This is a genomic window from Tyzzerella sp. An114 (assembly GCF_002161055.1).
Classification (GTDB): Bacteria; Bacillota; Clostridia; order Lachnospirales; family Anaerotignaceae; genus Fimicola; species Fimicola cottocaccae.
Genome location: NZ_NFLT01000007.1, coordinates 67718 through 93280 on the forward strand (window position 1 = coordinate 67718; position 25563 = coordinate 93280).

Here is a 25563-nt window from a genome sequence, read left to right on the forward strand (position 1 = left end):
AAAAATCACACCATTTTTTATTTTTTTGCAATATTTTTAAGTTCTTAGTCGTGTACATTATAGAAAGGGGGCGTGTACATGGCTTATGATTATAATAAGGAGTATTTTATATCACTTTATGAAAGACATTGTGATATGGTTTACAGGATATGCTATTTTTATTTAAGTAATAAACATGATGCACAGGACGCTGTTCAGAGTGTTTTTACTAATATACTTAAAAAAGAGTTAAAATTTAATGACTTTGAACATGAGAAGGCTTTTTTGATTGTATCAGCAAAAAATTATTGTAAAGATGTATTAAAATCCTTTTGGATGAAAAAACGTGTGAATTATGATGAAATAAATGAGCTTTGTACTAAAAATAATAAAAATATTAATTCAGATATAATTTATAACGTTATGAATTTACCTTATAAATATAAAATTCCTGTCTATTTATATTATTATGAGGGTTATTCTGTCAAAGAAATTTCTGAAATTTTAGGTGAAAAGGAAACAACAATACAAACGCAACTTTCAAGGGCTAGAAAAAAACTTAAATTACAGTTGGAGAAGGAGGGTTTTTATGACGGAAAAAGAAGTAAAAGAACTGTTTGAAAATATGAATCCATCAGAAGAAGAGAAAAGAGAAATGTTTAATAATATATTTTACTCAAAAAATTTAAAAAGACATAAAAAAATTTATATTAAAAGAAGTGTTGTTTTGTTTGTTGCAATACTTATAATATCGACAGTCTCTGTTTTTGGATATATGAAAACAAAAATGGAACAGTATTCAACAGAAATATATAAATGGAGTGTTTCGGAATTTGCTAAAAACTTAAATATATCTGATACAGATAAAAATATAACTGTTACTGCAGAGACTGTTTTTGGAGATAATGAAAATTTTTATGTTTTATTTTCTGTAAGTGATAAAAATGGAAATCCCGTTAAAATAAAATATGATACTGAAAATGCTTATATTAAAAGTAAAGATGTTACTGTAACTTTCGATAAAAATGATAGTTATACAGGTTCTTCTGGAGCTTTTGCTGTAAATTATTTGGGAGATAATAAAGTATATTTTGTTTTACATGTTGAAACTCAAAGAGATGATGACGAAATACAGAATATAGGTCAAAATCTTAATGTTGTAATTAATGGTTTATATACAGGAAAGGTTACTGATTTATTTGATTTAAGCCCAGAAAATAATGGGGTTTGGGAGTTTGATATACCTCTTGATTATAAAAATTCTGGTAAAGATTTAATACTTAATATGCCTTTTGAGTATAAAGGTAAAACAGTGTATTTAGACAATATTCATTATTCACCTTTAGACATAGGTGTTCATTTAAAGAGTGATGAGGGAAATCTTGAAGATTTTGTATATTCTAGATTTGAAGGTACAGTAAATATTGCTGTTGAGACAACTAAGGGGCGTATATATCCTATTTCTTCAAATGGCAAAAATGATGGTACAACTGTGGATTTACAGTATAATATGATAAATTTTGGTGTTATAAAGCCTGAAGATGTTATAGGTCTTTATTACTACGAAAAAGAAAGTGAAAATGGAGATAAAATTGTTGAAAAATTAATACCAATCAATATTTCAGAGTGATTTTAAAATACTGTCCTTTTTGGGCAGTATTTTTTATGTAATTGAAAACAATATGTCTTTTTGATAAACTTTATTTATATTTTGTAAAGGAGGGTTTTTGTTTGAAACCTTTAAGTCTATATATACATATACCTTTTTGTGTTAAAAAGTGTCTTTACTGTGATTTTCCTTCCTATGGTGGTTGTGAAAATGTTTTTGAAGATTATGTTAGTTCTCTTATAAGTGAGATAAAAGAGACAAAAAGCAATTTTTCACAGTATGAAATAAAATCTGTATTTTTAGGTGGTGGAACTCCTTCTATACTTCCACCTAAACTTACAGGAAAAATTATGGATACTGTTTTTAATTCTTTTAATATAGCTAATGATGTTGAAATTACAACAGAGGCAAACCCTAAGACCGTTGATGAAATCAAACTTAGAGAATATAAAGCTATGGATATAAACCGTATAAGTTTTGGTGTTCAGGCTTGGCAAAATGATATTTTAAAATCTTTAGGTAGAATTCATACAATAGATGATTTTATAAAAAATATGGCTCAGGCTAGAGATATTGGATTTAAAAATATAAATGCTGATATTATGTTTGCTCTGCCAAATCAGACTTTATCAGATTGGGAAGAAACTTTGGAAAAAATAATGAAATTAAATCCGGAACATATTTCAGCTTACAGTTTAATTATTGAAGATGGTACACCTTTTGGAAAAATGTATGATGAAGGAAAACTTAAAATTTGTGATGAGGCTTTAGATAGAGAGATGTACTATTTAGCAAAAGAAATGATGAGAGATAAAGGCTATCATCAGTATGAAATATCAAATTTTGCAAAAGAAGGCTTTGAATGTTATCACAATAAAGTTTATTGGAAATGTGATGAGTATATGGGATATGGTCTTGGGGCTCATTCATATTTTAACGGTGAAAGATTTAATAATACTTATGATATGGATAAATATATATCTTCAAAGGGACTTTATAGCATTATAAAAGAGAACAGAGATAAACTTGAAATTACAGAAATGTATGGAGAGTTTATGTTTATGGGGCTTAGAATGACAGAGGGAATTTCAAAAGAAAGATTTTTTGAAAAATTCGGTAAAACTGTTTATGATATTTATAAAAATGAAATTGAATATCTTAAAGATATGAAACTTATAAAAGAGACAGAAAGCAATATTATGCTTACTGATAGAGGTATCGACGTTTCAAATACTGTTTTTGAAAAATTTATAATTTAAAAAGAATATTTTTTAAAATTTTTGCGTATATAATAACATAAAAGAAATATAAAATTTAAAAAATCACTTGACATATAGCCCGTCAAGTGATATTTTAAGAGTATGAGTTAGCACTCAAATAGAGTGAGTGCTAACAAAGAAAAGGAGGAGGGTTTGGATATGGCTTTAAATGATAGAAAAATACAGATTTTAAAAGCTATTATAAATGACTATATAGCAACAGCCGAGCCGGTCGGTTCCCGAACCCTTGCCAAAAAGTATGATTTGGGAGTCAGCTCGGCTACCATAAGAAATGAAATGAGTGACCTTGAAGATATGGGACTTATAATTCAGCCTCATACATCAGCAGGACGTATTCCTTCTGATTTAGGTTACAGACTCTATGTTGACAGACTTATGAACAGAAGTGAACTTACACCGAAGGAACAACAATTCCTTCACAGTGTTGTTTCAGGAAATGTATCAAGAATTGAATATCTTATGGAGGAGACAGCAAAGGCTCTTTCAATGCTTACAAATTATACAACAATTATTTCAGAGCCTGTTTTAAAAAGAACAGCATTAAAACAGATAAGGCTTATGCCTCTTGATGATGCATCAATAATGCTTATTATAGTTACTGAAGGAAATTTTGTTAAAAATCATATAATACACGTTAACAGAGCTCCTAGTGATGAAGATTTGTTCTCTGTATCAGTAAAAATAAACAGCATACTTCAGGGGCACACTTTGGAGGATATAAATGAGCATACAATAATGGCTTTACAAAAAGAGCTTAAAGAGTATAGCGGACTTCTTAAACCGGTACTCAAAGCAGTTCAAAAAACAATTCGTTCTGCTGAAAATGTTCATCTTCATATGAGTGGTGCAAAAAATATACTTACATTCCCTGAATTTAGTGATGTGGCAAAGGCAACAGAAATTTTTAGAGCCTTTGAGGAGAAAAATAATCTTGTAAGCCTTCTTGGAAATCCGAAGGATAATGACATAAGAATACTTATAGGAAATGAAATAAATATAAAAGAAATGAAAGATTGCAGTGTTATCACAACTACTTATAGAATGGGTGAAAACACTGGTGGAAGTATCGGAATAATAGGACCTACAAGAATGAATTATAATCAGGTTGTATCGGTACTTAATGAAATGGTTAAAAATATTGAGAGTGCTTTAAAAACCGTACCTGACGGTAAAAACACATAGCGGAGGTTTTGAATATGGAAGAAAATCAGAATATGACTGAAGAACAGAAAATTATTGATGAATGTGAAGAAACAATAGAAAAATCCGAAGAAGAAGTTATTGAAGAAATCTCCGAGGAAGAAAAGAAACTTAAAGAAGCTTTGGAAAAAGCTGATGAGTATCTTGATAGATATCAGCGTACTTTAGCTGAATTTGATAACTTTAGAAAAAGAACATCTAAAGAGAAAGCAAGTATGTATGATGATGGAATTAGGGACACTGTTTTAAAACTTCTTCCAGTTGTAGATAATTTTGAAAGAGCAATAATGTCTTGTCAGAATACAGATGACAGTTTTTATAAAGGCGTTGAAATGATATTAAAACAGATTAAGGAGATATTTACATCAATGGGTGTTGAGGAAATACCTGCTGTTGGTGAAAAATTTGACCCTAATCTTCACGCAGCTGTTGCTCATGAAGATAATGATGAGTACGGTGAAAACGAAATTATGCTTGAAATGCTTAAAGGATATAAGCATAAAGATAAAGTTATACGCCATAGTATGGTAAAGGTTGCAAACTAACCTTTTTGATATAGATTTTTAAATTTTGTAAATAATCATTTTTAAAATATAGTATATTTTTTAGGAGGAATTAATTATGGGTAAAATAATCGGTATTGACTTAGGAACAACTAACTCTTGTGTGGCAGTTATGGAAGGCGGTCAGCCTGTTGTAATAGTAAACTCAGACGGTGGAAGAACAACTCCTTCAGTTGTTGGTTTTGCAAAAAATGGTGAAAGACTTGTTGGTGAGACAGCTAAACGTCAGGCTATCACAAATCCAGACAACACAATAAGCTCAATTAAACGTCACATGGGTGACAATTATAAAGTAACAATCGAAGGAAAAGGATATTCTCCACAGGAAATTTCAGCTATGATACTTCAGAAACTTAAAGCAGACGCTGAAAGCTATCTTGGAGAAACAGTTTCAGAAGCTGTTATCACAGTTCCTGCATACTTCAATGACGCTCAGAGACAGGCTACAAAAGACGCAGGAAAAATTGCTGGTCTTGATGTAAAACGTATCATCAACGAGCCAACAGCTGCTGCTCTTGCTTATGGTCTTGATAACGAAAATGAACAGAAAATCATGGTTTATGACCTTGGTGGTGGTACATTCGACGTTTCTATTATTGAAATTGGTGACGGTGTTATCGAAGTTCTCTCAACAAATGGTGATACACGCCTTGGTGGTGACGACTTTGACCAGAGAATTATTGATTTCCTTGTTTCTGAATTCAAGAAAACAGAAGGAATGGATTTAAGTACAGATAAAATGGCTATGCAGAGACTTAAAGAAGCTGCTGAAAAAGCTAAAAAAGAACTCTCAACAGTAACAACAACAAATATCAACCTTCCTTTCATTACAATGAACCAGGATGGACCAAAACATCTTGATATTACTCTTACAAGAGCTAAATTTGATGAACTCACAGCTGACCTTGTAGACAGAACAATGGAACCTGTTAGACTTGCCCTTAAAGATGCTGATTTACAGCCTTCAGAACTTGACAAAGTTCTCCTTGTAGGTGGTTCAACAAGAATTCCTGCTGTTCAGGAAGCTGTTAAGAAATATACAGGAAAAGAACCTTTCAAAGGTATCAATCCAGATGAATGTGTAGCTATCGGTGCTTCAATTCAGGGTGGTAAACTTGCCGGAGATGCTGGTGCAGGTAGCGTTCTTCTTCTTGACGTAACACCACTTTCACTTGGTATCGAAACATTAGGCGGTGTTGCTACAAAACTTATTGAAAGAAATACTACAATACCTACAAGCAAAAAACAGGTATTCTCAACAGCTGAAGACAATCAGACAGCAGTTGATATCCATGTAGTACAGGGTGAAAGACCTCTTGCAAAAGATAACAAAACTTTAGGACAGTTCAGACTTGATGGTATCGCTCCAGCAAGAAGAGGTGTTCCACAGATTGAAGTTTCATTTGATATTGATGCTAACGGTATCGTAAACGTTTCTGCTAAAGACCTTGGAACAGGTAAAGAACAGAAAATCACAATCACAGCTGGTTCAAACTTAAGTGATGAAGAAATCGACAGAGCTGTAAAAGAAGCTGAACAGTATGCAGAAGCTGATAAAAAACGTAAAGAAGCTATTGATGCTAAAAACGAAGCTGACTCTCTTGTATTCCAGACAGAGAAAGCTCTTGAAGAGCTTGGAGATAAAGTTGATGCTAGTGAAAAAGCTGGTATTGAAGCTGAACTCACAAAACTTAAAGATGCTATCAAAGATAAAGATGTTGAGTCAATGAGTGATAGCGACGTTGAAAGCATTAAATCTGCAACAGAAAGCCTCAGAAATGAATTCTATAAGATTTCTGAAAAATTATATCAGCAGGCACAGGCAGCTCAGGGTGCTCAGGCTGGAGAAGCTCCAAATGGTGACCCTAATGTTGTTGACGGAGAAGGAAAAGAGTTATAAAATAAAGCGTGGCTTTTAAAACATTTAAAAGCGTGACCCTATAAATAAAAAAGGGGCAGGTATATTTGCCTGTTCCCTTTTTTTAAGTAGTAATTAAAATTTATATGTATAGTAATATACATAATTCCAATTATTAAGGCTGGTGAGAATTTTGGCAACTAAACGTGATTATTATGAAGTCTTGGGAATAGCTAAGGGAGCAAGCGATGCGGAAATTAAAAAGGCATACAGAAAACTTGCTAAAAAATATCACCCAGACGCTAATCCAGGAAATAAAGAAGCAGAAGAAAAATTTAAGGAAATAGGCGAGGCCTATGAAGTTTTAAGTGACCCTCAGAAAAAGGCTCAGTATGACCAGTTTGGTCATGCTGCTTTTGAACAGGGTGGTGGCTTCGGTGGAGGCGGTGGCTTCTACGGTGGCGGCATGAACTTTGACATGGGCGATATATTCGATATGTTCGGCTTTGGCGGTTTCGGTGGCGGTGGTCAGAGAAGAAACGGCCCTAGACGTGGTGCTGATATAAATGTTTCTATATCTATAACATTTGAGGAAGCTGTATTTGGCACAAAGAAAGAAATTCAAGTTAGTGTTACAGATAAATGTGACACTTGTGGCGGTAGCGGTTCTAAACCGGGAACTCATGCCGAAACTTGTAAGAGATGTAATGGTACAGGTCAGGAAAGAGTTGTTCAGCAGTCTATGTTTGGTTCTGTGACAAGTGTAAGAACTTGTTCAGCCTGTGGTGGTACTGGTAAGACTATAAAAGACCCTTGTACATCATGTAACGGTACTGGAAAAGTTAAAAAGACTAAGAAATTTGAAGTTAATGTTCCTAAGGGAATTGATAACGGTCAGACAATACGTCTTGCTGGCAAAGGAAATGCTGGCGAGCTTGGCGGTGAAAATGGTGACCTTCTTGTTACTGTATATGTACAGCCACATAGAATATTTAAGAGACAGGGCAACAATGTTTACAGTAATGTAGAGATAAACTTTGTTCAAGCTGCTCTTGGTGGAGAAATAAAAATTCCTACTCTTGATGGTGAGGAAACTTATACAGTTAAAGCGGGAACACAGCCTGAGACTGTTGTTAGCCTTAAGGGAAAAGGTGTGCCTTATATAAGAAATAATAAAGTGAGAGGCGACCATATTGTAACATTTAAGGTTAAAATACCAACAGATATGTCAGAGAGACAAAAAGACCTTCTTCGTCAGTTCTATGGTACACCTGTTGACGGTATGAACTTTGAAAAGAAAGATGATGAAAAGAAAGGTTTCTGGGATAAAGTAAAAGACTCTTTTAAGGATTGATATACCTAGGAGGAATAATATGAAATACGAATATAAAACAAAAGGTACTTGCTCAGTAAAAATAGATTTTGAAGTTGAAGATAATAAACTTAAAAATGTTGTTTATTACGGAGGATGTAATGGAAATCTCAAAGGAATTTCAAATCTTCTTGAGGGAATGAATGTTGACGATGTAATAACAAAACTTGAGGGAGTTACTTGTGGAATGAAAAGAACAAGTTGTCCAGACCAGCTTGCACAGGCTTTGAAAGCTTATAAAAACGGAGAAATTTAAAAGAACGCACCGAAAGGTGCGTTTCTTATTTTGTTTCATAATATTCATTGTATATATCTTCAAAATATAGAGATTTTGCAGTGTAAAAATAAGGATTTAAAAATATATCTCCTAATGATAATGTAATAATACTTGAGAGTATACGCCAACCTATAAATGAAAGTTCAAAAAGGAATATATCCATTTTCTTTCCTCTTGTCATATCCCAAGATAATTTTAAGGCATCTGTTGATGATATTTCAGTATCTTTTAAAAGTATAAAAGGTGTCATTGAAAATCCATAAATTATTATCATTCCAGGGACTACAAGTAATAATAATCCTATTGCTGAAAGCAAACCTATTATAATTCCTAATATCAATGTTTTTGAATATATTTTGAAACCGTAAAATATATCTTTAAAATCTGATTTGTTGTTTTTAATGTTAATACAATAATTTAAAATACCTACTTCAAAAGGAAATGAAATAAATAAAAGTGATATACTTGATATTATAAGGGATATTATTTGAATTCTAAGAGGTATATTTAATATTATTATATATTTGAATACAAATGAATTTAATATATCTGTTAATAATGATAAACTTAATATTTTTATTATAAAAAATACAATAGCTGAATATATCCATTTTCCTTTTAAGTAGGAAAGGGCTGTTTTTTTAAAGTTTGGTGGTTCTTTTACATGGAAATTAAAATCTAAGTTTTCAGTATCATTATAATTAGTCATATAAAGCACCTCCCTATTAAATTATATAAATATTATACCATAAAATGACAGATGTTTATATAATTTACATCAAATTATAAAAATATCAATAAATGTGTTTACATAATCGGCATTATGCGGTATTATAATTAAGCTGAAATGCTGATTTTATGGCATAAATTTGTATTGACAAAACACTGTTACTGTGATAAATTTATTGATAGAAAGACGGAAGTCTTTTTTTTATGCAAAAATTTGTATTAATCGGAGGTGGAAGTGTTGAGAACAAGAATTACCTTAGCTTGCACAGAATGTAAGCAGAGAAACTACAGCACAACTAAAGACAAAAAAACTCAGCCAGACAGAATGGAAATCAAAAAGTATTGTAAATTCTGTAAGGCTCATACATTACACAAAGAAACTAAGTAATGTGCCTACAACCTGAGAGGGAAGTGAAAACAATGCAAGAACAGAACACCACAAACCCAAATGAGAAAAACGAATCTAAAAAAGTAGAATCCAAAGCTAAGAAGAAAGTGAAAAAAAGCGATAAGCCTTCTTTCTCTGAGACAGTTGCGGATTATAAGGCTGAATTCAAAAAAATCATATGGCCTAATCGCAGTGAAACAGTAAAAAACACAATTACGGTCATCGTTACATCCTTACTTATAGGTGCCATAATCTTCTGCATGGATACGGTTTTTGCCGGAGGTTATAACTTTATTTTAGGTCTTTTAGGCTAATAACAAGGGGTATATAAGTATATAAAAAAGGATGATAATATGTCTGAAGAATTAAACAAATCAGAAGAAAACAAACTGGCTAATGAATCAAGATGGTATGTTGTTCACACTTATTCAGGATATGAGAATAAAGTAAAAGCAAATATCGAAAAGATTGTTGAAAACAGAGGAATGCAGGACCAGATACATCAGGTTATCGTTCCTGTTCAGGACTGTGTTGAAGTTAAAAATGGTCAGAAAAAAAATGTTCAGCGAAAAGTTTTTCCGGGCTATGTTCTCCTCAAAATGTTTATGAATGACGATACATGGTACGTTGTAAGAAACACAAGAGGTGTTACAAGCTTTGTTGGACCAGGTTCAAAACCTGTTCCGCTCACTGATGAAGAAGTAAGAGCTATGGGAATTGGCGATACTGTTGAAGACCTTGACATTGAAATTGATGATACCGTTAGAGTTGCTAGCGGTCCTTTCGCAGAGTCTGTGGGTCAGATTAAAGAAATCAATGCAAACAAGAGAACAGTCATTGTTAAGCTGTCTATCTTCGGCAGAGAAACACCTGTCGAGCTTGACTTCAATCAGATTGAGAAGTTATAAGTAAATTAAATTATTCGTTTTTTAGTAGTGTGCGGAGATTTTAACCCGCACGTGGGAGGGAAAATCCCCGTTAATTACCACATTTATTAGGAGGTGCCGAAATGGCAAAGAAAGTTACAGGTTATATTAAATTACAAATTCCAGCTGGAAAGGCAACACCAGCACCACCTGTTGGTCCAGCTCTTGGTCAGCACGGTGTAAATATCATGGGCTTCTGTAAAGAGTTCAATGAAAAAACAGCACAGCAGGCAGGTCTTATTATCCCTGTTGTAATCACAGTTTATGCTGACAGAAGCTTCAGCTTCATCACAAAGACTCCACCAGCTGCAGTTTTATTAAAGAAAGCTTGCAAGATTGAGTCAGGTTCTGGCGTACCTAACAAAACAAAGGTAGCTACAATCGCTAAAGAAGAAGTTATGAAGATTGCTGAATTAAAAATGCCAGACTTAAATGCTGCTACAATCGAAGCTGCTTACAGCATGATTTGCGGTACAGCTAGAAGTATGGGTATCGTTGTTAAGGAATAATTGATGACTAAATAATTTTTAACTGTCGTCACAATAGTGGGAGGGAAGCACTCCCGATATTACCACATAAGGAGGTCACGAAAGTGAAAAGAGGAAAGAAATATATTGAAAAAGCAAAGCTTGTAGATTCTGCAATGCTTTACGATACAAAAGACGCTATTGATTTAATTGAAAAAACAACAGTTGCTAAATTTGATGAAACTGTTGAAGCTCATATTCGTTTAGGTGTTGACAGCAGACATGCTGATCAGCAGGTTCGTGGTGCCGTTGTACTTCCACACGGTACAGGTAAAACAGTTCGTGTTTTAGTGTTCGCTAAAGGTGATAAAGCTGAGGAAGCTTTAGCTGCAGGTGCAGACTTTGTAGGTGCAGAAGACCTTATTCCAAAAATCCAGAACGATAACTGGTTCGGATTTGACGTAGCTGTTGCTACACCAGATATGATGGGTGTTGTTGGTCGTCTTGGTCGTGTACTTGGACCAAAAGGTTTAATGCCTAACCCAAAAGCTGGTACTGTAACAATGGACGTAACAAAAGCTATCAAAGATATCAAAGCTGGTAAAATTGAATACCGTCTTGATAAAACAAACATCATCCATGTTCCAGTTGGTAAGGTTTCATTCGGTCCTGAGAAGCTCGCTGAGAACTTCCAGACACTTATGAGTGCTATCATCAAAGCTAAACCATCAGCTGCAAAAGGCCAGTACCTTAAGAGCGTTGTTATCTCTACAACAATGGGTCCTGGAATCAAAATCAACACAGCTAAAATCTCTGAGTAATTTTTATTAAAATAATTCAGTAATAAAAAGGAAGGCTATTAGCCTTCCTTTTTTAATTATCAAATTGTTGTACATTAACTGTTATATTTATATTATTCCCATTATTATCATAATCTGTTGTATGTACTTTGAACTTTTCCCATATACCACCTATTAAAGTGTCATTTTTATATGTAAAACTATAATTTTCATTGGGCTCTATTATTTTTATTATATCTTTTGAATTTGATTTGTATATAGTAGCTCTTACAGGTATACTGTCACTATTATTTTTAATATTTATAATTAAAGTATTTCCATTTTGTTTTTCTGTATTAAATTCTTTTTCATAGGAAAGTCCATTGTATGTATCATTTTTTACTATATTATAGGAATTTTCAGAAATATTATTTATAGTAATGTTTGATTGTGTACTTGAAAAAGTTTTTGTTCCTATGTATGAAATTATAATTATTAAAATAAATAAAATTAATATATATAGTATTCTCTTTTTCATATAATCACCTCATTTTTAATTATATTATATTAAAAAAGAACTGTAAATTTTATACAGTTCTTTTTGATAGATATTTATTATTTTAATATTAAAAATTCAAATATACTGAGTATTAAAAGTACTATTATAGCTATAACTTCAACTATACAATGATATTTTATTGATTTTTTATAGCTTTCTTTCTGTGACTCTTTTATATCTTCTGATTTTAATTTCTTATAATTTAAAATTATAAAAACTAAAGATGATACTATGTAACATACTAAACCTAAATACATACTAGCGAAAAGAAATATAAAAAGGCATATAACATTTATTATTCTTTCCACTTTTGTTCTCTCCTTCAAAATATACCCTCCCTGTATATAATTTGATAAATATTATAACATTATAGGGTATTTATAACAATGTATATAAAATAAAAAAGGAAGGTATACACCTTCCTTTTTATTATTTAACAACAAAATCCATTATTAAATGACATATAATAAGAAAAATTTCTATTGGAATTGATATTTTATATATTTTAAGAAATCTTTTTCTTTCTTTTGTTTCTTCTTCATCAAGAAATCCACTTTCAATCATATTTTTTGAGTAGTTGATAAATACTATTCCGCTTATAATTAAACCTATTAATCCTATATATGGATTAACAAAAAGAAATATAAAAGAAAATATAGTGTCTATTGTATATTCTAATGGTTTCATTCCGGGCATATTATCAACTCCTTAATGTAAATTATATTATTCTACAGAAGCAGGATTTAATCCTTCAAGTACTCTTACATCTGTATCTATTACATTAGAAAAACTTGAATCAGAGTAAACTCTTGTTGTTACAGTAGTTCTGAAAAATGCAAATTCTCCTGCAATGTAGATTTCTTGATATTTTTTGGTAATACCTACATATACACTGTCCATTGTATTTTCTATTATGACATCAGCAACAAAATCAGCAATAGCTCCAGCGTAAGGCAAACCTACTTTTTCAGCAATAAAACCTTCAAGCCTAATTATATCTTGTAAAAAAACTTTTTCATCAAATCTATCTTCAGGAGTTGTCCATTCTCCTCTTATTTCTTCGCCACTAGCTTTATAAATTGAGGAATTTTCAGGAGTTTTAATTTGTTCATTAGCAAAAACAGGAATAGAATTAGAAACTAACATTAAAAACGCTGTACAAGAAGCTATTAAACATTTTATTTTTTTCATATAAAAACAACCTCATTACATTAAATAATATTTGTGAAATGTTAAGTATCAGTAATTACTGTGTTTATATTATAACATCATAAATTTTGAAATACAACTATATTATAGCAATAATGCTATTTTTTGTAAAATATATAATATAAATGGTTTTAAATTTTGGCGAAAAATATATTGACATAAATAGTTTTTTGATATATAATACAGTAGTTGTTTGAAATGAATACAGCCGTAGACAGCAGGTCCCTTTGGGATAAAATTTTTATAATAGATTGCCTGCCGAGGAAGTTCTTTTATAAATAGAGATTACAGCCTCTTTCGTCTGCGTGCAAAAGAGGCTTTTTTTACGGCCATTTCATTTATATTTACAAGGAGGTGTAAAGAATGGCAAAAATCGAACAGAAACAAGTTATTGTTAATGAAATTAAAGAGAAACTTGAAAAAGCTACTTCTGTAGTTTTAGTTGACCCTAGAGGATTAACAGTTGAACAGGACACAATTCTCAGAAAGAAATTAAGAGAAGCAGGTGTTGACTATAAAGTTTACAAAAACACAATGGTAAACTTTGCTATTCAGGGAACACAGTTTGAAGGATTAGCTCCATACTTAGAAGGACCAAGTGCAGTAGCATTCAGTTATGAAGATGCAACAGCAGGCCCAAGCGTTATCAGCAAAGAAGCTAAAAACTTTAAAGCATTAGAGTTCAAAGCTGGTGTTGTTGAAAGCACAGTATACGATGCTGAAGGTATGAAAGTTATCGCTGAAATCCCTTCAAGAGACGTTCTTCTTTCCAAATTACTTGGAAGCTTCAAGAGCCCAATGTCTTCATTTGCTCGTGTTATCCAGCAGGTTGCTGAGAGCAAAGCTGAGTAATTGGCAGTTTGATTTAAAATTTAATTTGATTACTATTTAAAAAATATTTCGGAGGTGCTTTATAATGGCAAAATTATCAATCCAGGAAATCATTGATGCAGTAAAAGAGCTCACAGTTATCGAGCTTAACGATTTAGTAAAAGCAGCAGAGGAAGAATTCGGTGTATCAGCAGCAGCAGGTGTTGCAGTAGTAGCAGCTGGCCCAGCAGCAGCAGCTGAAGAAAAAACAGAATTCGACGTTGAATTAACAGAAGTTGGTTCAGAAAAAATCAAAGTTATCAAAGTTGTTAGAGAAGCAACAGGTCTTGGACTTAAAGAAGCTAAAGAAGTTGTTGACAACGCTCCTAAGGTTATCAAAGAAGCTGCTTCTAAAGAAGACGCTGAAGCTATCAAAGCTAAACTTGAAGAAGTTGGCGCTAAAGTTACACTTAAGTAATTTTGACAATAGCTTGAATTTTTACACCAAAAATTACCGCCCGCTTATTATGACGGGCGGTTTTTTTTGTGCTTATTAAAAATTTATTAAGAATGCTTAAAAACCAATTATATTGTTTGACACTTGTCCCGTGTAAGGTTAAAATTATATAAGTATTATTATGAAATTAATAATACTTTTTTTAGGAGTATAAAGGGAAATTTCTATATATTTTGTCTTAAAAAATAAATAATAGGAGGATAAGCATGGAGAACAATAATAAAGACGATTTAAAAGATTTAGAAAATATAGAAGAACTAGATGATACTGAATATTATAATGAGTTATATAATGATGTTTCAAAAGAAGTAAGAGATATTCTTATGGAAACACACCCTCTTAGAGGTAAAGGTCTTAATTCTGAAACAGCTTCTTACAGAACAAGAAAAAGAGAACTTTCAGAAGTTGACTTGGTAAAAAAAGCAAGAAGTGAACAGGTTAAAAAAGAAATAAATAAAGATTTTGGAATAGAATTTAACCAAGAAGATAATAGTAAAAAATCACAAAATAATATAGAGAAATTTCAAAAACTTGAAAGTGAAAGTGATATAACTATTTTTGATGAGCTTAAAAAGAAAAGCAGAAAAATCAAGGGAAATTCTGAAAATATTAAAAAAATTGAAAATTCATCTGAAAATAGGAATAAAAATGCTAGTAATAGCAGTAAAATAAAAAAAGAAGACTATAACAATATACAGACTGTTAAAATGAAACCTTCTTCAAAAAATACTGTTCAAGAAAAACCTGTCGAAAATACTGCAAAGAAGAAGAAAAGCATAATAAAATCATCAAAAAAACAATCTGAAGCATCTTTTAAAAATATGAACCATGATTTAGACCTTGACAGAATAACAAAAGATGCAGCTTTAAATGAGCTTTATAGAGCAGAGGATTTTGTGGAAGAAGATAAATTTAATCTTCCTTCAAACAAAAAAGTTGTTATGGGTGCGGGAGCAGTATTTATAATACTTTTTATTTTCTTTGCTATTAAAACAATAACTTTAAGTGGTCAGCTTCATAAAGCTAATGAGGAGCTTAAAGAATTTGCAACAACTCAGGAGCAAAATGAAGAACTTAAAATGGAAATTCTTTCTTTACAGGAAGAGCTTGAAAAATACACTGGAACAGGTGAGAAAAAAGAAACTACTACAACAGATACAGGAAATTTTGATACATACACTGTTGTTCCTGGTGATACTTTCGGTTCGATAGCTACAAAGATTTATGGAAATTTTGCTGATTACACAAAGATACTTGAAGCAAACGGTCTTACAGAAAATTCTAGTCTTCAAATTGGTCAGGTACTTAAGATACCTAAATAATTTTTGTTTTATATTTTGGGAGGAATTATGGAAGATTCTTTGGATAGTAAAAATTTACAGGAGCTTAGAGCTTTGGCAAAAGAAATGGGGATAAAAGCTGTTACTTCCTATAAGAAAAAAGAACTTATTGATAAAATAAGAGAAATGGAAGAAAAAAATAAAAAGGATTGTAAAAATACAGTTTTAGAAAATACTGAAAAAGAGCAAACTCCTGTTGTTACAACTTATGGTTTTAGCCTTAAGGATAACAGTAACGATTTTGAACATAAAAATGAGGCTAGAGAAAAAAGACATTTTGAATATAAATCATCAGAAAATCAAAGTACAGAAACAAGACAGCAAGATGTACAGCAAATAATAGATAACAATAATATGGGTGAGGGGATATTGGAGGTTATGGCTGATGGTTATGGCTTCCTTAGAACAGAAAATTTTCTTCCTGGTGCAAATGACATATATATTTCACCTTCTCAAATTAGAAGATTTAATCTTAAAACAGGTGATTGTGTTAAGGGAAATATACGCCTTGCAAGGGAAAATGAAAAATTTAACGCCCTTTTATATGTTAAATCTGTAAATGGGGATAATCCGGAGCAGGCTTCAAAAAGACCTAATTTTGAGGACCTTACTCCTATATATCCAACAGACAGACTTACACTTGAGACAGATAAAAATGAGCTTTCTACAAGGATTATAGACCTTGTAGCACCAATTGGAAAAGGTCAAAGAGGAATGATAGTTGCACCACCTAAAGTTGGTAAAACTGTACTTTTGACAAAAATGGCTAATGCCATAACAAAAAATCATAAAGAAATAAACCTTATAGTTCTTCTTATAGATGAACGTCCAGAGGAGGTTACAGATATTCAGCGTTCAATAGAAGGTGAGAATGTTGAGATAGTATATTCAACCTTTGATGAGCAGCCTGAACATCACAAAAGAGTTGCTGAAATGGTTCTTGAGAGAGCAAAACGCCTTGTGGAACAGGGTAAAGACCTTGTAATACTTCTTGATAGTATAACAAGACTTGCAAGAGCTTATAATCTTACAATTCCACCAAGTGGAAGAACTCTTTCTGGTGGTCTTGACCCGGCAGCCCTCTATATGCCTAAAAAATTCTTTGGAGCTGCAAGAAATATTGAAAACGGCGGAAGTCTTACAATACTTGCAACAGCTCTTGTTGATACTGGAAGTAAAATGGACGAGGTTATATTTGAAGAATTTAAGGGTACAGGTAATATGGAACTTGTCCTTGACAGAAAACTTTCTGAAAGACGCATTTTCCCTGCAATAGATATAAATAAATCTGGCACAAGGAGAGAGGACAAACTCCTTTCAAAAAAAGAAATGGAAAGCGTTTATATACTTAGAAAGATTACAGGAAATGTTTCAGGCTCAGAACTTACACAGAGTATACTTGAACAGATGTCAAAAACTTCTGACAATAACGAATTTGTGGAAATGATACCTATTATAGAGAAAAATATAGTAAAATAGTAGATACAACAACTATTGCAAAAATAGCTGAAATATGCTACAATACCCATGTTGTCTTTAAATAATCAAAGGAATTATTGATCAACAGAGAGAGGTGAAAGAAATGAGAGAAGGAATACATCCAGAGTACCATCAGGTAAAAGTAAAATGTAACTGCGGTAACGAATTCGTAACTGGTTCTACAAAAGAAGAAATCAGAGTCGAGGTTTGTTCAAAATGCCACCCATTCTACACAGGAAGTCAGAAGCTTCTTCTTGAGGCTGGCGGTAGAGTTGAAAAATTCAACAAAAAATACGGCAGAAAATAATATTGAAATTCAAAGGGTTGGTTTTACCGGCCCTTTTTTTCTATTAAAAATCTTTTTTAAAAGAGGTGATTTTTTTGAGAAAAACCAATATAGGCGGACAGGCTGTTATTGAAGGTGTTATGATGCGTGGCAAAAAAATTTATGCCATGGCTGTAAGAAATCCTGAAGGCGGCATTACAATAGAGAAAAATGAGGTTAAAGACCTTTCACATAAATGGGGAATATTCAGACTTCCAATATTTAGAGGTGTTTCTGCTTTCGTTGACTCTCTCGTTATGGGTACAAAAATACTTATGAGAAGTGCAGAGATTGCCGGAGAAGGTATTGAGGAGGAGGGAGAACCTTCAAAATTTGAAAAATTCCTTATGGATAAATTCGGAGAAAAACTTAACGATTATATTATATATATAAGCGTTACAATATCAATGATAATGGCTATTGCTCTCTTTTTCCTTCTTCCTGTTTTTCTTGGTGGATTTTTCAAAAATCATGTTGAAACTTGGGCTTTAGGTATAATTGAGGGATTTATAAGAATATTTATATTCCTTGGATACTTAATGCTTATATCAAGAATGAAAGATATTCAGAGAGTTTTTCAATATCACGGTGCAGAGCATAAAACAATAAATTGCTTTGAGAGTGGTGATGAACTCACTGTTGAAAATGTAAAGAAACATACAAGACTTCATAAGAGATGTGGAACAAGTTTCCTTTTTCTTGTAATGATGATTAGTATGGTTATATTTTTCTTTGTAAGAACAGACGTGTTATTACTTAGAATGGTTTCAAGAATACTTCTTGTACCTGTTGTTGCAGGTGTGTCCTATGAAGTTTTACGCTGGGCTGGAAGAAGTAATTCTGCTTTTGTAAAATTGGTAAGTTATCCCGGTTTATGCCTTCAAAAAATAACTACTGCTGAACCAGACGGAAGCCAAATTGAAACTGCTATTGCAGCTATGAAAAGTGTTTTGGAGGAGGAGCCTGATGAATAATACTGTTGAAAGTAGTCTTTTATGGGCAAAAAAACTCCTTAAAGAAAATGAATGTGAAAGTTATGCTCTTGATGCAGAACTTTTTATGATGAAAACCCTTGATATTTCAAGGGTAAAACTTTTTATTGAGGGTAAAAAAGTTTTATCAGATGATGAATATAAAAAATTCAAAGAGTATGTTGAAAAGAGAGCTTCCGGTGTTCCTACACAGTATATATTAGGTAGCTGTGAGTTTATGTCTCTTGAGTTTTTTGTAAATCCCTTTACACTTATACCTAGAAATGATACAGAAATACTTGTTGAGACTGCCATAGAAAGTTTTAAAAAATATAGAGTTAAAAATTTTATTGATATAGGTACAGGTTCAGGCTGTATTGCCATAAGTCTTGCCTATTATACAGAGGCTAGAGGAACAGCTGTTGATATAAGTGAAGGAGCTCTTGATACTGCTAGAAGAAATGCTAAACATAATGAAGTTTTTGCTAAACTTAATTTTGTTTTAAGTGATGTTTTTAGCAATATAAATGATAAATTTGATGCTATCGTTTCAAATCCACCTTATATAAAAACTGATGTTATAAAAGGTCTTATGCGTGAAGTGAAGGACAATGAACCTTATAATGCCCTTGATGGTGGAGATGATGGACTTTATTTTTATAGAAAAATTGTAAAAGAGTCTGTTGATTATCTTAATAAAAATGGTTTGATACTTTTTGAAATAGGTTATGACCAAGGTGAAGATGTTAAAAATATATTAGTTGAAAATGGTTTCTGTGATGTTAAAGTTATAAAAGACTTAGCAGGACTTGACAGAGTTGTGACAGGAATTAAATTATGATAAGAGGTGTTTTATGTTAGACCGTTTACAGGAAATAGAAACAAAATATGAAAATCTTGGGGAGAGCATAAACGCCCCCGATGTTATTGCCAATCAAGATGAATGGCGTAAACTTATGAAAGAATATAGTGATATGACTCCTATTATTGAGAAATATAGAGAGTATAAAACTCTTTCAGAAGAAATTGAAGATGAGCTTGAAATGCTCAAAGAAAAACTTGATGATGATTTTAGGGAAATGGTAAAAGAGGAACTTTCCGAAAATAAACAAAAACTTGAAACTGTTAAAAATGAACTTACAATACTTCTTATACCTAAAGACCCTAATGACGATAAAAATGTTATTGTTGAAATAAGAGGTGGAGCTGGTGGAGATGAGGCTGCACTTTTTGCCGGTGACCTTTTCAGAATGTATTCAAGATATGCTGAAAGACAGAAATGGAAAGTTGAGATAATGAATACAAATGAAAATGATTTAGGGGGCTTTAAAGAAATATCATTTATGATAAAGGGAACAGGTGCTTATTCTCGCTTAAAATTTGAAAGTGGTGTTCACAGAGTACAGAGAATACCTGTAACAGAAAGTGGCGGAAGAATACATACATCAACAGTTACTGTTGCTGTATTGCCTGAGGCTGAGGAAGTTGATGTTAATATTGACATGAATGATGTAAGAATAGACGTTTTCAGAGCTTCTGGAAATGGTGGTCAGTGTGTAAATACAACAGACTCTGCTGTTCGTGTAACTCATATTCCAACAGGTATAGTTGTATCTTGTCAGAATGAAAAATCACAGCTTAAAAATAAGGCACAGGCTTTAAAAGTTCTCTATGCAAGAATATATGAAATGGAACAGGCTAAACATGACGCTGAAATTTCTGCTGACAGAAAAGCTCAGGTTGGTACAGGAAACAGAAATGAGCGTATAAGAACATATAATTTCCCACAGGGACGAGTTACAGACCATAGAGTAGGTCTTACTCTCCATAAACTTGATATGGTTCTTGACGGTGATTTGGACGAAATTATGGACACTTTAATAACAACAGACAGAGCCGAAAAAATGGGAAATACTGAAGAATAAAAAATAAAAAAAGTTTATATTTTAATAGGTATATATTTCACCTCATATAATTTACAATAATGTATTTTATATGGGGTGATTTTTTTGGGAAGTATAATTATTTTTGCTTTTATAATTTTATTTTCTTCTGCTGTTTTAGGTTGTTTATTAGGTGTATTTTTTGAAAAAAATAAAATTTACAGAGTTTTAAAATGTTTTTGGGGTGGAGTTTTACTTTCATTTATGTGTTTTAGTTTTATAACAGAGGTTTTTTATAGAAGTGGTATTATATATTCTCTTATATTTGTTTTTGGAGGTATAATATTTTCCCTTTTTTATGAAAAATATATTGGAAACTTTTTTGTTGAGGTTATACTTTGTTTTTTTGGTGGAATAGTTGTTGGAAGTGTTTTTATGTCATGTGGTGAAAGTTTTATATATTCGTCATTTTTCACAGGATTATATGTTATGAGCTGTATAGTTGGCGGAAATATAAGATTTAAACTTTTTTATTCTTTTTTTATGGCTTTTAGTGGTGTAATCAGTATATATTTAAATTTTTGTTATGATAAAAATGCCGAATTTATATATGCCATGTCGGGAGGAGCTATATTATATGTGATATGTAAGGATGTTTTGCCCGAAAAAATAACACTTTCAGAGGATTTTTTTGTATGCTGTGCTTCTTTGATTGGATTTATAGCTGGTATAGGAATTTTTGGAGTAAATTTATAAAAAAATGCTTGGTTATTTTTTTGCCCTAAAAATTTACAAAAAAATTTTTTTACACAGCATATTGCATTAATTTAAAGATATATTTTGTGTAGTATTGCTCAATTTTTTGAATAAATACTAATGAAATATCCGACAATTAACAGTATACCATAATTTTTTATAAAAAAATCACTATAACAAAAAAACTGTCAATACTAATTGATTTGCAAATATTACTCAAAATATGGTATATTAATTATACAGAGAGGATAAAGTGTAATATTTATCTCTTTAGATATTTTAAGTTGTTAAAGTTACAATATCATTTTTTATTGGGGGGTTCATAATGAACTATAACATTAGCAAAGATGAATTGAAAGGACTTATTGTTGACAATGTAAAAAATCTTTACAGAAAGACTGTTGACAATGCTTCAAAAGAGGAGCTTTATCAGGCTGCTGTTTTTGCCGTTCGTGATGTTATAACAGATAAATGGCTTAAAACACACAGTGATTATGCAGAAAAAGATGTAAAGGTTGTTTATTACCTTTCAATGGAATTCCTTATGGGAAGATTTTTAGGAAACTGCGTTTTAAATCTTATGATGGACGACGAAGTTAGAGGAGCTTTTGAAGAGCTTGGTATTGATTACAATGCAATCGAGGAGACAGAGCCAGACCCAGGTCTTGGAAATGGTGGTCTTGGAAGACTTGCTGCTTGTTTCTTAGACTCTCTTTCAACTCTTGAACTTCCAGCTTATGGCTGTGGTATTCGTTACCATTATGGAATTTTTGAGCAGAGAATTGAAAATGGTGAACAGGTTGAATATCCTGATAACTGGCTTGAAAACGGTGACCCATGGTCTGTAAGACGTAATGAGTATGCTGTTGAAGTAAAATTTGGCGGTAATGTAAAAGCTGTTCCTAAAGGAAATGGTGAATATCGCTTTGTACAGGAAAACTATCAGTCTGTAATTGCCATACCTTATGATTATCCTATTGTTGGATACAATAATAATACAGTAAATACACTTCGTCTTTGGGATGCAAAACCAAAGAATGAATTTGACCTTAAAAAATTTAATGAAGGAAAACATGACCAGGCTGTTGCAGAACAGAACCTTGCAAAAACTCTTACAGAAGTTCTCTATCCTGCTGATGATAACTATTCAGGAAAAGAACTTCGTTTAAAACAGCAGTATTTCTTCATTTCAGCTACTGTTCAGAGAGTAATTGAAAGATTTAAAGAAAAACATTCTGATTTCAAATTACTTCCTGAGAAAGTTGCTTTCCAGCTTAACGATACACACCCAACAGTTGCAGTTCCAGAACTTATGAGAGTTCTTGTTGACGAAAACGATGTACCTTGGGATGAAGCTTGGGAAATTACAAGAAAAGTTTGTGCATACACAAACCATACAATTATGGCTGAAGCCCTTGAAAAATGGCCTCTTGACCTTTTCTCAAGACTTCTTCCACGTATCTATCAGATTGTTGAAGAAATCAACAGACGTTATTGTGCTGCTTTAATTGAGCGTTACGGAAATGACCATGAAAAAATTAGAAAAATGGCTATAATCGCTGACGGTCAGATTAGAATGGCTTACCTTGCTATCGTTGGAAGCCACTCTGTAAATGGTGTTGCTGCACTTCATACAGAAATTCTTAAAAATCAGGAACTTAAAGATTTCTATGAAATTTATCCTGAAAAATTCAACAATAAGACAAACGGTATAACACAGAGAAGATGGCTTCTTCATGCAAACCCAGAGCTTGCTAAACTTGTTACAGAAAAAGTTGGAGATGGCTGGACAACAGACCTTTCAAAACTTGAAGGACTTCTTCAGTATGCTGATGATAAAGATTTCCAGAACAAATTTATGGAAATCAAAAAGAATAATAAAATAGCTCTTGCTAAATATATCAAAGAGACAAAAGGTATTGAAATAAATCCAGACTCTATTTTTGATATACAGGTTAAGAGACTTCATGAGTATAAGAGACAGCTTTTAAATGTATTTAATATAATTCACCTTTACAACCAGATTAAATTAAATCCTGGTATGGATATAGTTCCTAGAACATTTATATTTGGTGCAAAGGCTGCTGCAAGTTACAGAAAAGCTAAACTTGTAATCAAACTTATTAACTCTGTTGCTGATGTTATCAACAATGACGAGTCAATAAACGGAAAAATCAAAGTTGTATTTATGGAAAATTACAGAGTTTCTCTTGCTGAAAAACTCATACCTGCTGCTGATGTAAGTGAGCAGATTTCAACAGCAAGTAAAGAAGCTTCTGGTACAGGTAATATGAAATTTATGCTTAACGGTGCTCTCACAATAGGTACTATGGACGGTGCTAACGTTGAAATTTGTGAGGAAGTTGGCAGAGATAATATATTCATATTTGGTATGTCATCAGAAGAAGTTATTGCAAAATATAAAGATAACTCTTATGACCCATGGATGGTTTATAACATGAACCAGGGAGCAAGAACTGTTCTTAATGAACTTATTAACGGAACATTCTGTCCTGAAAATCCAGACCTTTTCAGAGAGCTTTATGACTCACTCTTAAATGGTTATGGCGGAAGAGCTGATGAGTACTTTGTACTTGCAGACTTTGAAGACTATGTAAGAGCTCAGCAGGAAGTTGATGCTACTTATAAAGATAAAGAAAAATGGGCTAAAATGGCTATTATCAATACAGCTAAGAGTGGTAAATTCTCAAGTGATAGAACAATTAAACAGTATGCAAATGAGATATGGAACCTTAAACCAGTTCATATTGAAATGTAATGATGTTAAAAATTCAGGCGTGCCTAACGGCACGCCTTTTCAATTTATGTTGACATATATAAAAATAAATTATAAAATTATACTTAATGTTTCCTTAGCTCAATGGATAGAGCGTTCGGCTCCGGACCGAAAGGCAGTGGGTTCGACTCCCACAGGAAACTTTTTTATTGATTTTTTAATGATATTATAATTTTTTAAGGGCATAATAATATAAATTTTATGATAAAGAGGAGAATTTTATTATGTCTGTATTTGTTGTTTCAAAAAGTCCTGCTCTATCAGGAAATGTGAAGATAAGCGGAGCAAAAAATGGAGCTTTGCCAATACTTGCCGCATCAATTTTGACAGATGAGGAATGTGTAATATCATCAGTGCCACCTTTGAAAGATGTTTTTGTTATGATTGATATATTAAAAAAACTTGGTGCAGATATTGATTATGATGAAAAGAAAGAGAAAGTAACTGTATGTTGTAAAAATATAGGAACTTGGGAAGAGGACAGCGATGATGCAAGTAAATTAAGAGCATCTTTTATAATAATGGGACCTCTTTTGGCAAGGATGAAAAAGGCAAGAATACCATTGCCGGGAGGATGTCAAATAGGAAGTCGCCCTGTCGACCTTCATTTAAAAGGTTTTCAGGCTATGGGAGCTACAATTGAGCAGAAAATGGGTTTTATATCAGCTAAAACAAAAAAACTTATAGGAGATACAATTTACCTTGATTTTCCTAGTGTTGGAGCAACTGAAAATATAATGATGGCAGCCGCTCTTGCTTCTGGTGTAACTGTGATTGAAAATGCTGCTGCTGAACCTGAAATATGTGACCTTGCAAAGTTTTTGTGTAAAATGGGTGCAAAGGTTACAGGAGCCGGAACTGATACAATAAAAATAGAAGGTTCAGAAAAACTTAAAGGTGCTAAACATAAAGTTATACCTGACAGAATAGAGGCGGGAACTTTTATGGTTGCCTCTGCCATTACTGGTGGTGATATTATACTTGAAAACGTTATAAGCGAGCATTTAAAGCCTGTAACTGCAAAATTAGCTGAAAGTAATGTACTTATAGAGGAACTTGAAGGAAACAAAATGAGAGTAGCTGCAAATGAAAAACTTAAACCTATCAATATAAAAACAATGCCTTTTCCTGGCTTTCCAACAGATATGCAGTCACAATTTATGAGTTTATCTGCTGTAATATCAGGTACAAGTATAATAACAGAGACTGTTTTTGAAAATAGATTTATATATGCTGGCGAACTTAGAAGAATGGGAGCAGATATTAAAATTGATAGTAGAAGTGCTGTTATAGAGGGAGTCAAAAAGTTAACAGGAACTCAAGTGAGAGCAACAGACCTTAGAGGAGGAGCAGCTCTTATACTTTCTGCTTTGGCTGCTGAAGGTGAAACTGAAATAAGTGATATTTATCATATTGAAAGAGGTTATTGTAATATAGAAAAGAAATTTGAAAGCCTTGGAGCTTTTATAAAAAAGATATGAAAGTATATA

General features: G+C 32.3%; 29 protein-coding genes, 1 tRNA gene and 1 other annotated feature. Of the genes, 25 read left to right on the forward strand and 5 right to left on the reverse strand.

What is annotated here, in order from left to right; all coding sequences use genetic code 11:
* Window positions 1-78 precede the first annotated feature (78 nt).
* The 8 genes from B5E58_RS08400 to B5E58_RS08435 all read left to right on the forward strand — a co-directional run bounded on the left by B5E58_RS08400 (window position 79) and on the right by B5E58_RS08435 (window position 8117).
* A complete protein-coding gene (locus B5E58_RS08400; RefSeq protein WP_088109240.1) occupies window positions 79-600 on the forward strand; it encodes an RNA polymerase sigma factor in 522 nt (173 codons plus the stop codon).
* The gene (locus B5E58_RS08405) at window positions 569-1609 is read left to right on the forward strand and encodes a DUF4179 domain-containing protein (RefSeq protein ID WP_088109241.1); all 1041 of its coding nucleotides are present in this window, start codon (window positions 569-571) and stop codon (window positions 1607-1609) included. Before B5E58_RS08400 ends, B5E58_RS08405 begins: the two co-directional genes overlap by 32 nt.
* A 101-nt stretch (window positions 1610-1710) precedes the next feature.
* Entirely contained in the window at window positions 1711-2847 is a 1137-nt protein-coding gene (gene hemW / locus B5E58_RS08410) for a radical SAM family heme chaperone HemW (RefSeq protein ID WP_088109242.1), read from the forward strand.
* Window positions 2848-3006: 159 nt separating this feature from the next.
* The gene (hrcA, locus tag B5E58_RS08415) at window positions 3007-4050 is read left to right on the forward strand and encodes a heat-inducible transcriptional repressor HrcA (RefSeq protein ID WP_088109243.1); all 1044 of its coding nucleotides are present in this window, start codon (window positions 3007-3009) and stop codon (window positions 4048-4050) included.
* Between the two features lie 14 nt (window positions 4051-4064).
* A complete protein-coding gene (gene grpE, locus B5E58_RS08420) occupies window positions 4065-4613 on the forward strand; it encodes a nucleotide exchange factor GrpE (protein WP_088109244.1) in 549 nt (182 codons plus the stop codon).
* Between the two features lie 76 nt (window positions 4614-4689).
* Window positions 4690-6531 carry a molecular chaperone DnaK gene (gene dnaK, locus B5E58_RS08425; RefSeq protein ID WP_088109245.1) on the forward strand — a complete coding sequence of 614 codons (1842 nt, stop codon included), beginning with the start codon at window positions 4690-4692 and terminating at the stop codon, window positions 6529-6531.
* 151 nt (window positions 6532-6682) lie between these two features.
* Window positions 6683-7843, forward strand: a complete 1161-nt coding sequence (gene dnaJ / locus B5E58_RS08430) for a molecular chaperone DnaJ (RefSeq protein WP_088109246.1) — start codon at window positions 6683-6685, stop codon at window positions 7841-7843.
* 19 nt (window positions 7844-7862) lie between these two features.
* A complete protein-coding gene (locus B5E58_RS08435; protein ID WP_088109247.1) occupies window positions 7863-8117 on the forward strand; it encodes a TIGR03905 family TSCPD domain-containing protein in 255 nt (84 codons plus the stop codon).
* A 25-nt stretch (window positions 8118-8142) separates the two neighbouring features.
* On the opposite strand, the gene B5E58_RS08440 is transcribed toward B5E58_RS08435, so the two are convergent.
* Window positions 8143-8847, reverse strand: a complete 705-nt coding sequence (locus B5E58_RS08440) for a YciC family protein (RefSeq protein WP_088109248.1) — start codon at window positions 8845-8847, stop codon at window positions 8143-8145.
* A 258-nt stretch (window positions 8848-9105) separates the two neighbouring features.
* On the opposite strand from B5E58_RS08440, the gene rpmG reads away from it, so the two are divergent.
* The 5 genes from rpmG (at window position 9106) to rplA (ending at window position 11469) form a co-directional block, all read left to right on the forward strand.
* Window positions 9106-9255, forward strand: coding sequence for a 50S ribosomal protein L33 (gene rpmG, locus B5E58_RS08445; protein ID WP_088109249.1), 150 nt, complete (start codon window positions 9106-9108; stop codon window positions 9253-9255).
* Between the two features lie 32 nt (window positions 9256-9287).
* Entirely contained in the window at window positions 9288-9569 is a 282-nt protein-coding gene (gene secE, locus B5E58_RS08450) for a preprotein translocase subunit SecE (protein ID WP_158097711.1), read from the forward strand.
* A 39-nt stretch (window positions 9570-9608) separates the two neighbouring features.
* A complete protein-coding gene (gene nusG, locus B5E58_RS08455; RefSeq protein WP_088109251.1) occupies window positions 9609-10163 on the forward strand; it encodes a transcription termination/antitermination protein NusG in 555 nt (184 codons plus the stop codon).
* 101 nt (window positions 10164-10264) lie between these two features.
* Complete coding sequence (gene rplK / locus B5E58_RS08460) at window positions 10265-10690, forward strand: 50S ribosomal protein L11 (RefSeq protein ID WP_088109252.1); 426 nt, start codon at window positions 10265-10267, stop codon at window positions 10688-10690.
* Between the two features lie 83 nt (window positions 10691-10773).
* Entirely contained in the window at window positions 10774-11469 is a 696-nt protein-coding gene (gene rplA / locus B5E58_RS08465) for a 50S ribosomal protein L1 (protein WP_088109253.1), read from the forward strand.
* 52 nt (window positions 11470-11521) lie between these two features.
* Here the strand turns inward: rplA and B5E58_RS08470 are convergent, their stop codons facing one another.
* From B5E58_RS08470 to B5E58_RS08485, 4 genes are all read right to left on the reverse strand, one after another.
* Complete coding sequence (locus tag B5E58_RS08470; RefSeq protein WP_088109254.1) at window positions 11522-11965, reverse strand: hypothetical protein; 444 nt, start codon at window positions 11963-11965, stop codon at window positions 11522-11524.
* 77 nt (window positions 11966-12042) lie between these two features.
* Window positions 12043-12312, reverse strand: a complete 270-nt coding sequence (locus B5E58_RS08475) for a hypothetical protein (RefSeq protein WP_088109255.1) — start codon at window positions 12310-12312, stop codon at window positions 12043-12045.
* Window positions 12313-12415: 103 nt separating this feature from the next.
* Window positions 12416-12682 carry a hypothetical protein gene (locus tag B5E58_RS08480; RefSeq protein WP_088109256.1) on the reverse strand — a complete coding sequence of 89 codons (267 nt, stop codon included), beginning with the start codon at window positions 12680-12682 and terminating at the stop codon, window positions 12416-12418.
* A 27-nt stretch (window positions 12683-12709) separates the two neighbouring features.
* Window positions 12710-13177: a hypothetical protein gene (locus tag B5E58_RS08485; RefSeq protein WP_088109257.1), complete on the reverse strand. Its 468-nt coding sequence runs from the start codon at window positions 13175-13177 to the stop codon at window positions 12710-12712.
* Between the two features lie 208 nt (window positions 13178-13385).
* Window positions 13386-13528, forward strand: a sequence feature (ribosomal protein L10 leader region).
* Window positions 13529-13558: 30 nt separating this feature from the next.
* Here B5E58_RS08485 and rplJ point away from each other — a divergent pair.
* From rplJ to murA, 12 genes are all read left to right on the forward strand, one after another.
* Window positions 13559-14047, forward strand: coding sequence for a 50S ribosomal protein L10 (rplJ, locus tag B5E58_RS08490; protein WP_088109258.1), 489 nt, complete (start codon window positions 13559-13561; stop codon window positions 14045-14047).
* A gap of 64 nt (window positions 14048-14111) precedes the next feature.
* Entirely contained in the window at window positions 14112-14483 is a 372-nt protein-coding gene (gene rplL / locus B5E58_RS08495) for a 50S ribosomal protein L7/L12 (protein WP_088109259.1), read from the forward strand.
* A 245-nt stretch (window positions 14484-14728) separates the two neighbouring features.
* On the forward strand, window positions 14729-15844 hold the full coding sequence (locus B5E58_RS08500; RefSeq protein ID WP_088109260.1) for a LysM peptidoglycan-binding domain-containing protein: 1116 nt from the start codon (window positions 14729-14731) through the stop codon (window positions 15842-15844).
* Window positions 15845-15871: 27 nt separating this feature from the next.
* Window positions 15872-17341: a transcription termination factor Rho gene (gene rho, locus B5E58_RS08505; protein ID WP_088109261.1), complete on the forward strand. Its 1470-nt coding sequence runs from the start codon at window positions 15872-15874 to the stop codon at window positions 17339-17341.
* 103 nt (window positions 17342-17444) lie between these two features.
* Window positions 17445-17648 (forward strand): 50S ribosomal protein L31, encoded by a 204-nt coding sequence (rpmE, locus tag B5E58_RS08510; protein WP_088109262.1) that lies wholly within the window; start codon window positions 17445-17447, stop codon window positions 17646-17648.
* 74 nt (window positions 17649-17722) lie between these two features.
* Window positions 17723-18640, forward strand: a complete 918-nt coding sequence (locus B5E58_RS08515; protein ID WP_088109263.1) for a DUF1385 domain-containing protein — start codon at window positions 17723-17725, stop codon at window positions 18638-18640.
* Window positions 18633-19478: a peptide chain release factor N(5)-glutamine methyltransferase gene (prmC, locus tag B5E58_RS08520; protein WP_088109264.1), complete on the forward strand. Its 846-nt coding sequence runs from the start codon at window positions 18633-18635 to the stop codon at window positions 19476-19478. The genes B5E58_RS08515 and prmC overlap by 8 nt, the downstream gene beginning before the upstream one ends.
* A 13-nt stretch (window positions 19479-19491) precedes the next feature.
* Window positions 19492-20562 (forward strand): peptide chain release factor 1, encoded by a 1071-nt coding sequence (gene prfA / locus B5E58_RS08525; RefSeq protein WP_088109265.1) that lies wholly within the window; start codon window positions 19492-19494, stop codon window positions 20560-20562.
* Between the two features lie 84 nt (window positions 20563-20646).
* Window positions 20647-21276: a hypothetical protein gene (locus B5E58_RS08530; RefSeq protein WP_088109266.1), complete on the forward strand. Its 630-nt coding sequence runs from the start codon at window positions 20647-20649 to the stop codon at window positions 21274-21276.
* A gap of 325 nt (window positions 21277-21601) precedes the next feature.
* A complete protein-coding gene (locus tag B5E58_RS08535) occupies window positions 21602-24055 on the forward strand; it encodes a glycogen/starch/alpha-glucan phosphorylase (RefSeq protein ID WP_088109267.1) in 2454 nt (817 codons plus the stop codon).
* An 88-nt stretch (window positions 24056-24143) separates the two neighbouring features.
* Window positions 24144-24216: transfer RNA gene (locus B5E58_RS08540), tRNA-Arg, on the forward strand.
* Between the two features lie 81 nt (window positions 24217-24297).
* A complete protein-coding gene (gene murA / locus B5E58_RS08545; RefSeq protein ID WP_088109268.1) occupies window positions 24298-25554 on the forward strand; it encodes a UDP-N-acetylglucosamine 1-carboxyvinyltransferase in 1257 nt (418 codons plus the stop codon).
* Window positions 25555-25563 lie beyond the last annotated feature (9 nt).

Coding starts and splice junctions, on each gene's coding strand:
- grpE (WP_088109244.1), top strand. CDS start 4,065: ATGGAAGAAAATCAGAATATGACTGAAGAACAGAAAATTATTGATGAA.
- B5E58_RS08400 (WP_088109240.1), top strand. CDS start 79: ATGGCTTATGATTATAATAAGGAGTATTTTATATCACTTTATGAAAGA.
- B5E58_RS08500 (WP_088109260.1), top strand. CDS start 14,729: ATGGAGAACAATAATAAAGACGATTTAAAAGATTTAGAAAATATAGAA.
- dnaK (WP_088109245.1), top strand. CDS start 4,690: ATGGGTAAAATAATCGGTATTGACTTAGGAACAACTAACTCTTGTGTG.
- rpmE (WP_088109262.1), top strand. CDS start 17,445: ATGAGAGAAGGAATACATCCAGAGTACCATCAGGTAAAAGTAAAATGT.
- rplK (WP_088109252.1), top strand. CDS start 10,265: ATGGCAAAGAAAGTTACAGGTTATATTAAATTACAAATTCCAGCTGGA.
- rplL (WP_088109259.1), top strand. CDS start 14,112: ATGGCAAAATTATCAATCCAGGAAATCATTGATGCAGTAAAAGAGCTC.
- B5E58_RS08435 (WP_088109247.1), top strand. CDS start 7,863: ATGAAATACGAATATAAAACAAAAGGTACTTGCTCAGTAAAAATAGAT.
- B5E58_RS08480 (WP_088109256.1), bottom strand. CDS start 12,682: ATGCCCGGAATGAAACCATTAGAATATACAATAGACACTATATTTTCT.
- hrcA (WP_088109243.1), top strand. CDS start 3,007: ATGGCTTTAAATGATAGAAAAATACAGATTTTAAAAGCTATTATAAAT.
- prmC (WP_088109264.1), top strand. CDS start 18,633: ATGAATAATACTGTTGAAAGTAGTCTTTTATGGGCAAAAAAACTCCTT.
- B5E58_RS08535 (WP_088109267.1), top strand. CDS start 21,602: ATGAACTATAACATTAGCAAAGATGAATTGAAAGGACTTATTGTTGAC.
- secE (WP_158097711.1), top strand. CDS start 9,288: ATGCAAGAACAGAACACCACAAACCCAAATGAGAAAAACGAATCTAAA.
- murA (WP_088109268.1), top strand. CDS start 24,298: ATGTCTGTATTTGTTGTTTCAAAAAGTCCTGCTCTATCAGGAAATGTG.
- nusG (WP_088109251.1), top strand. CDS start 9,609: ATGTCTGAAGAATTAAACAAATCAGAAGAAAACAAACTGGCTAATGAA.
- rho (WP_088109261.1), top strand. CDS start 15,872: ATGGAAGATTCTTTGGATAGTAAAAATTTACAGGAGCTTAGAGCTTTG.
- rplJ (WP_088109258.1), top strand. CDS start 13,559: ATGGCAAAAATCGAACAGAAACAAGTTATTGTTAATGAAATTAAAGAG.
- B5E58_RS08405 (WP_088109241.1), top strand. CDS start 569: ATGACGGAAAAAGAAGTAAAAGAACTGTTTGAAAATATGAATCCATCA.
- B5E58_RS08470 (WP_088109254.1), bottom strand. CDS start 11,965: ATGAAAAAGAGAATACTATATATATTAATTTTATTTATTTTAATAATT.
- B5E58_RS08440 (WP_088109248.1), bottom strand. CDS start 8,847: ATGACTAATTATAATGATACTGAAAACTTAGATTTTAATTTCCATGTA.
- prfA (WP_088109265.1), top strand. CDS start 19,492: ATGTTAGACCGTTTACAGGAAATAGAAACAAAATATGAAAATCTTGGG.
- B5E58_RS08485 (WP_088109257.1), bottom strand. CDS start 13,177: ATGAAAAAAATAAAATGTTTAATAGCTTCTTGTACAGCGTTTTTAATG.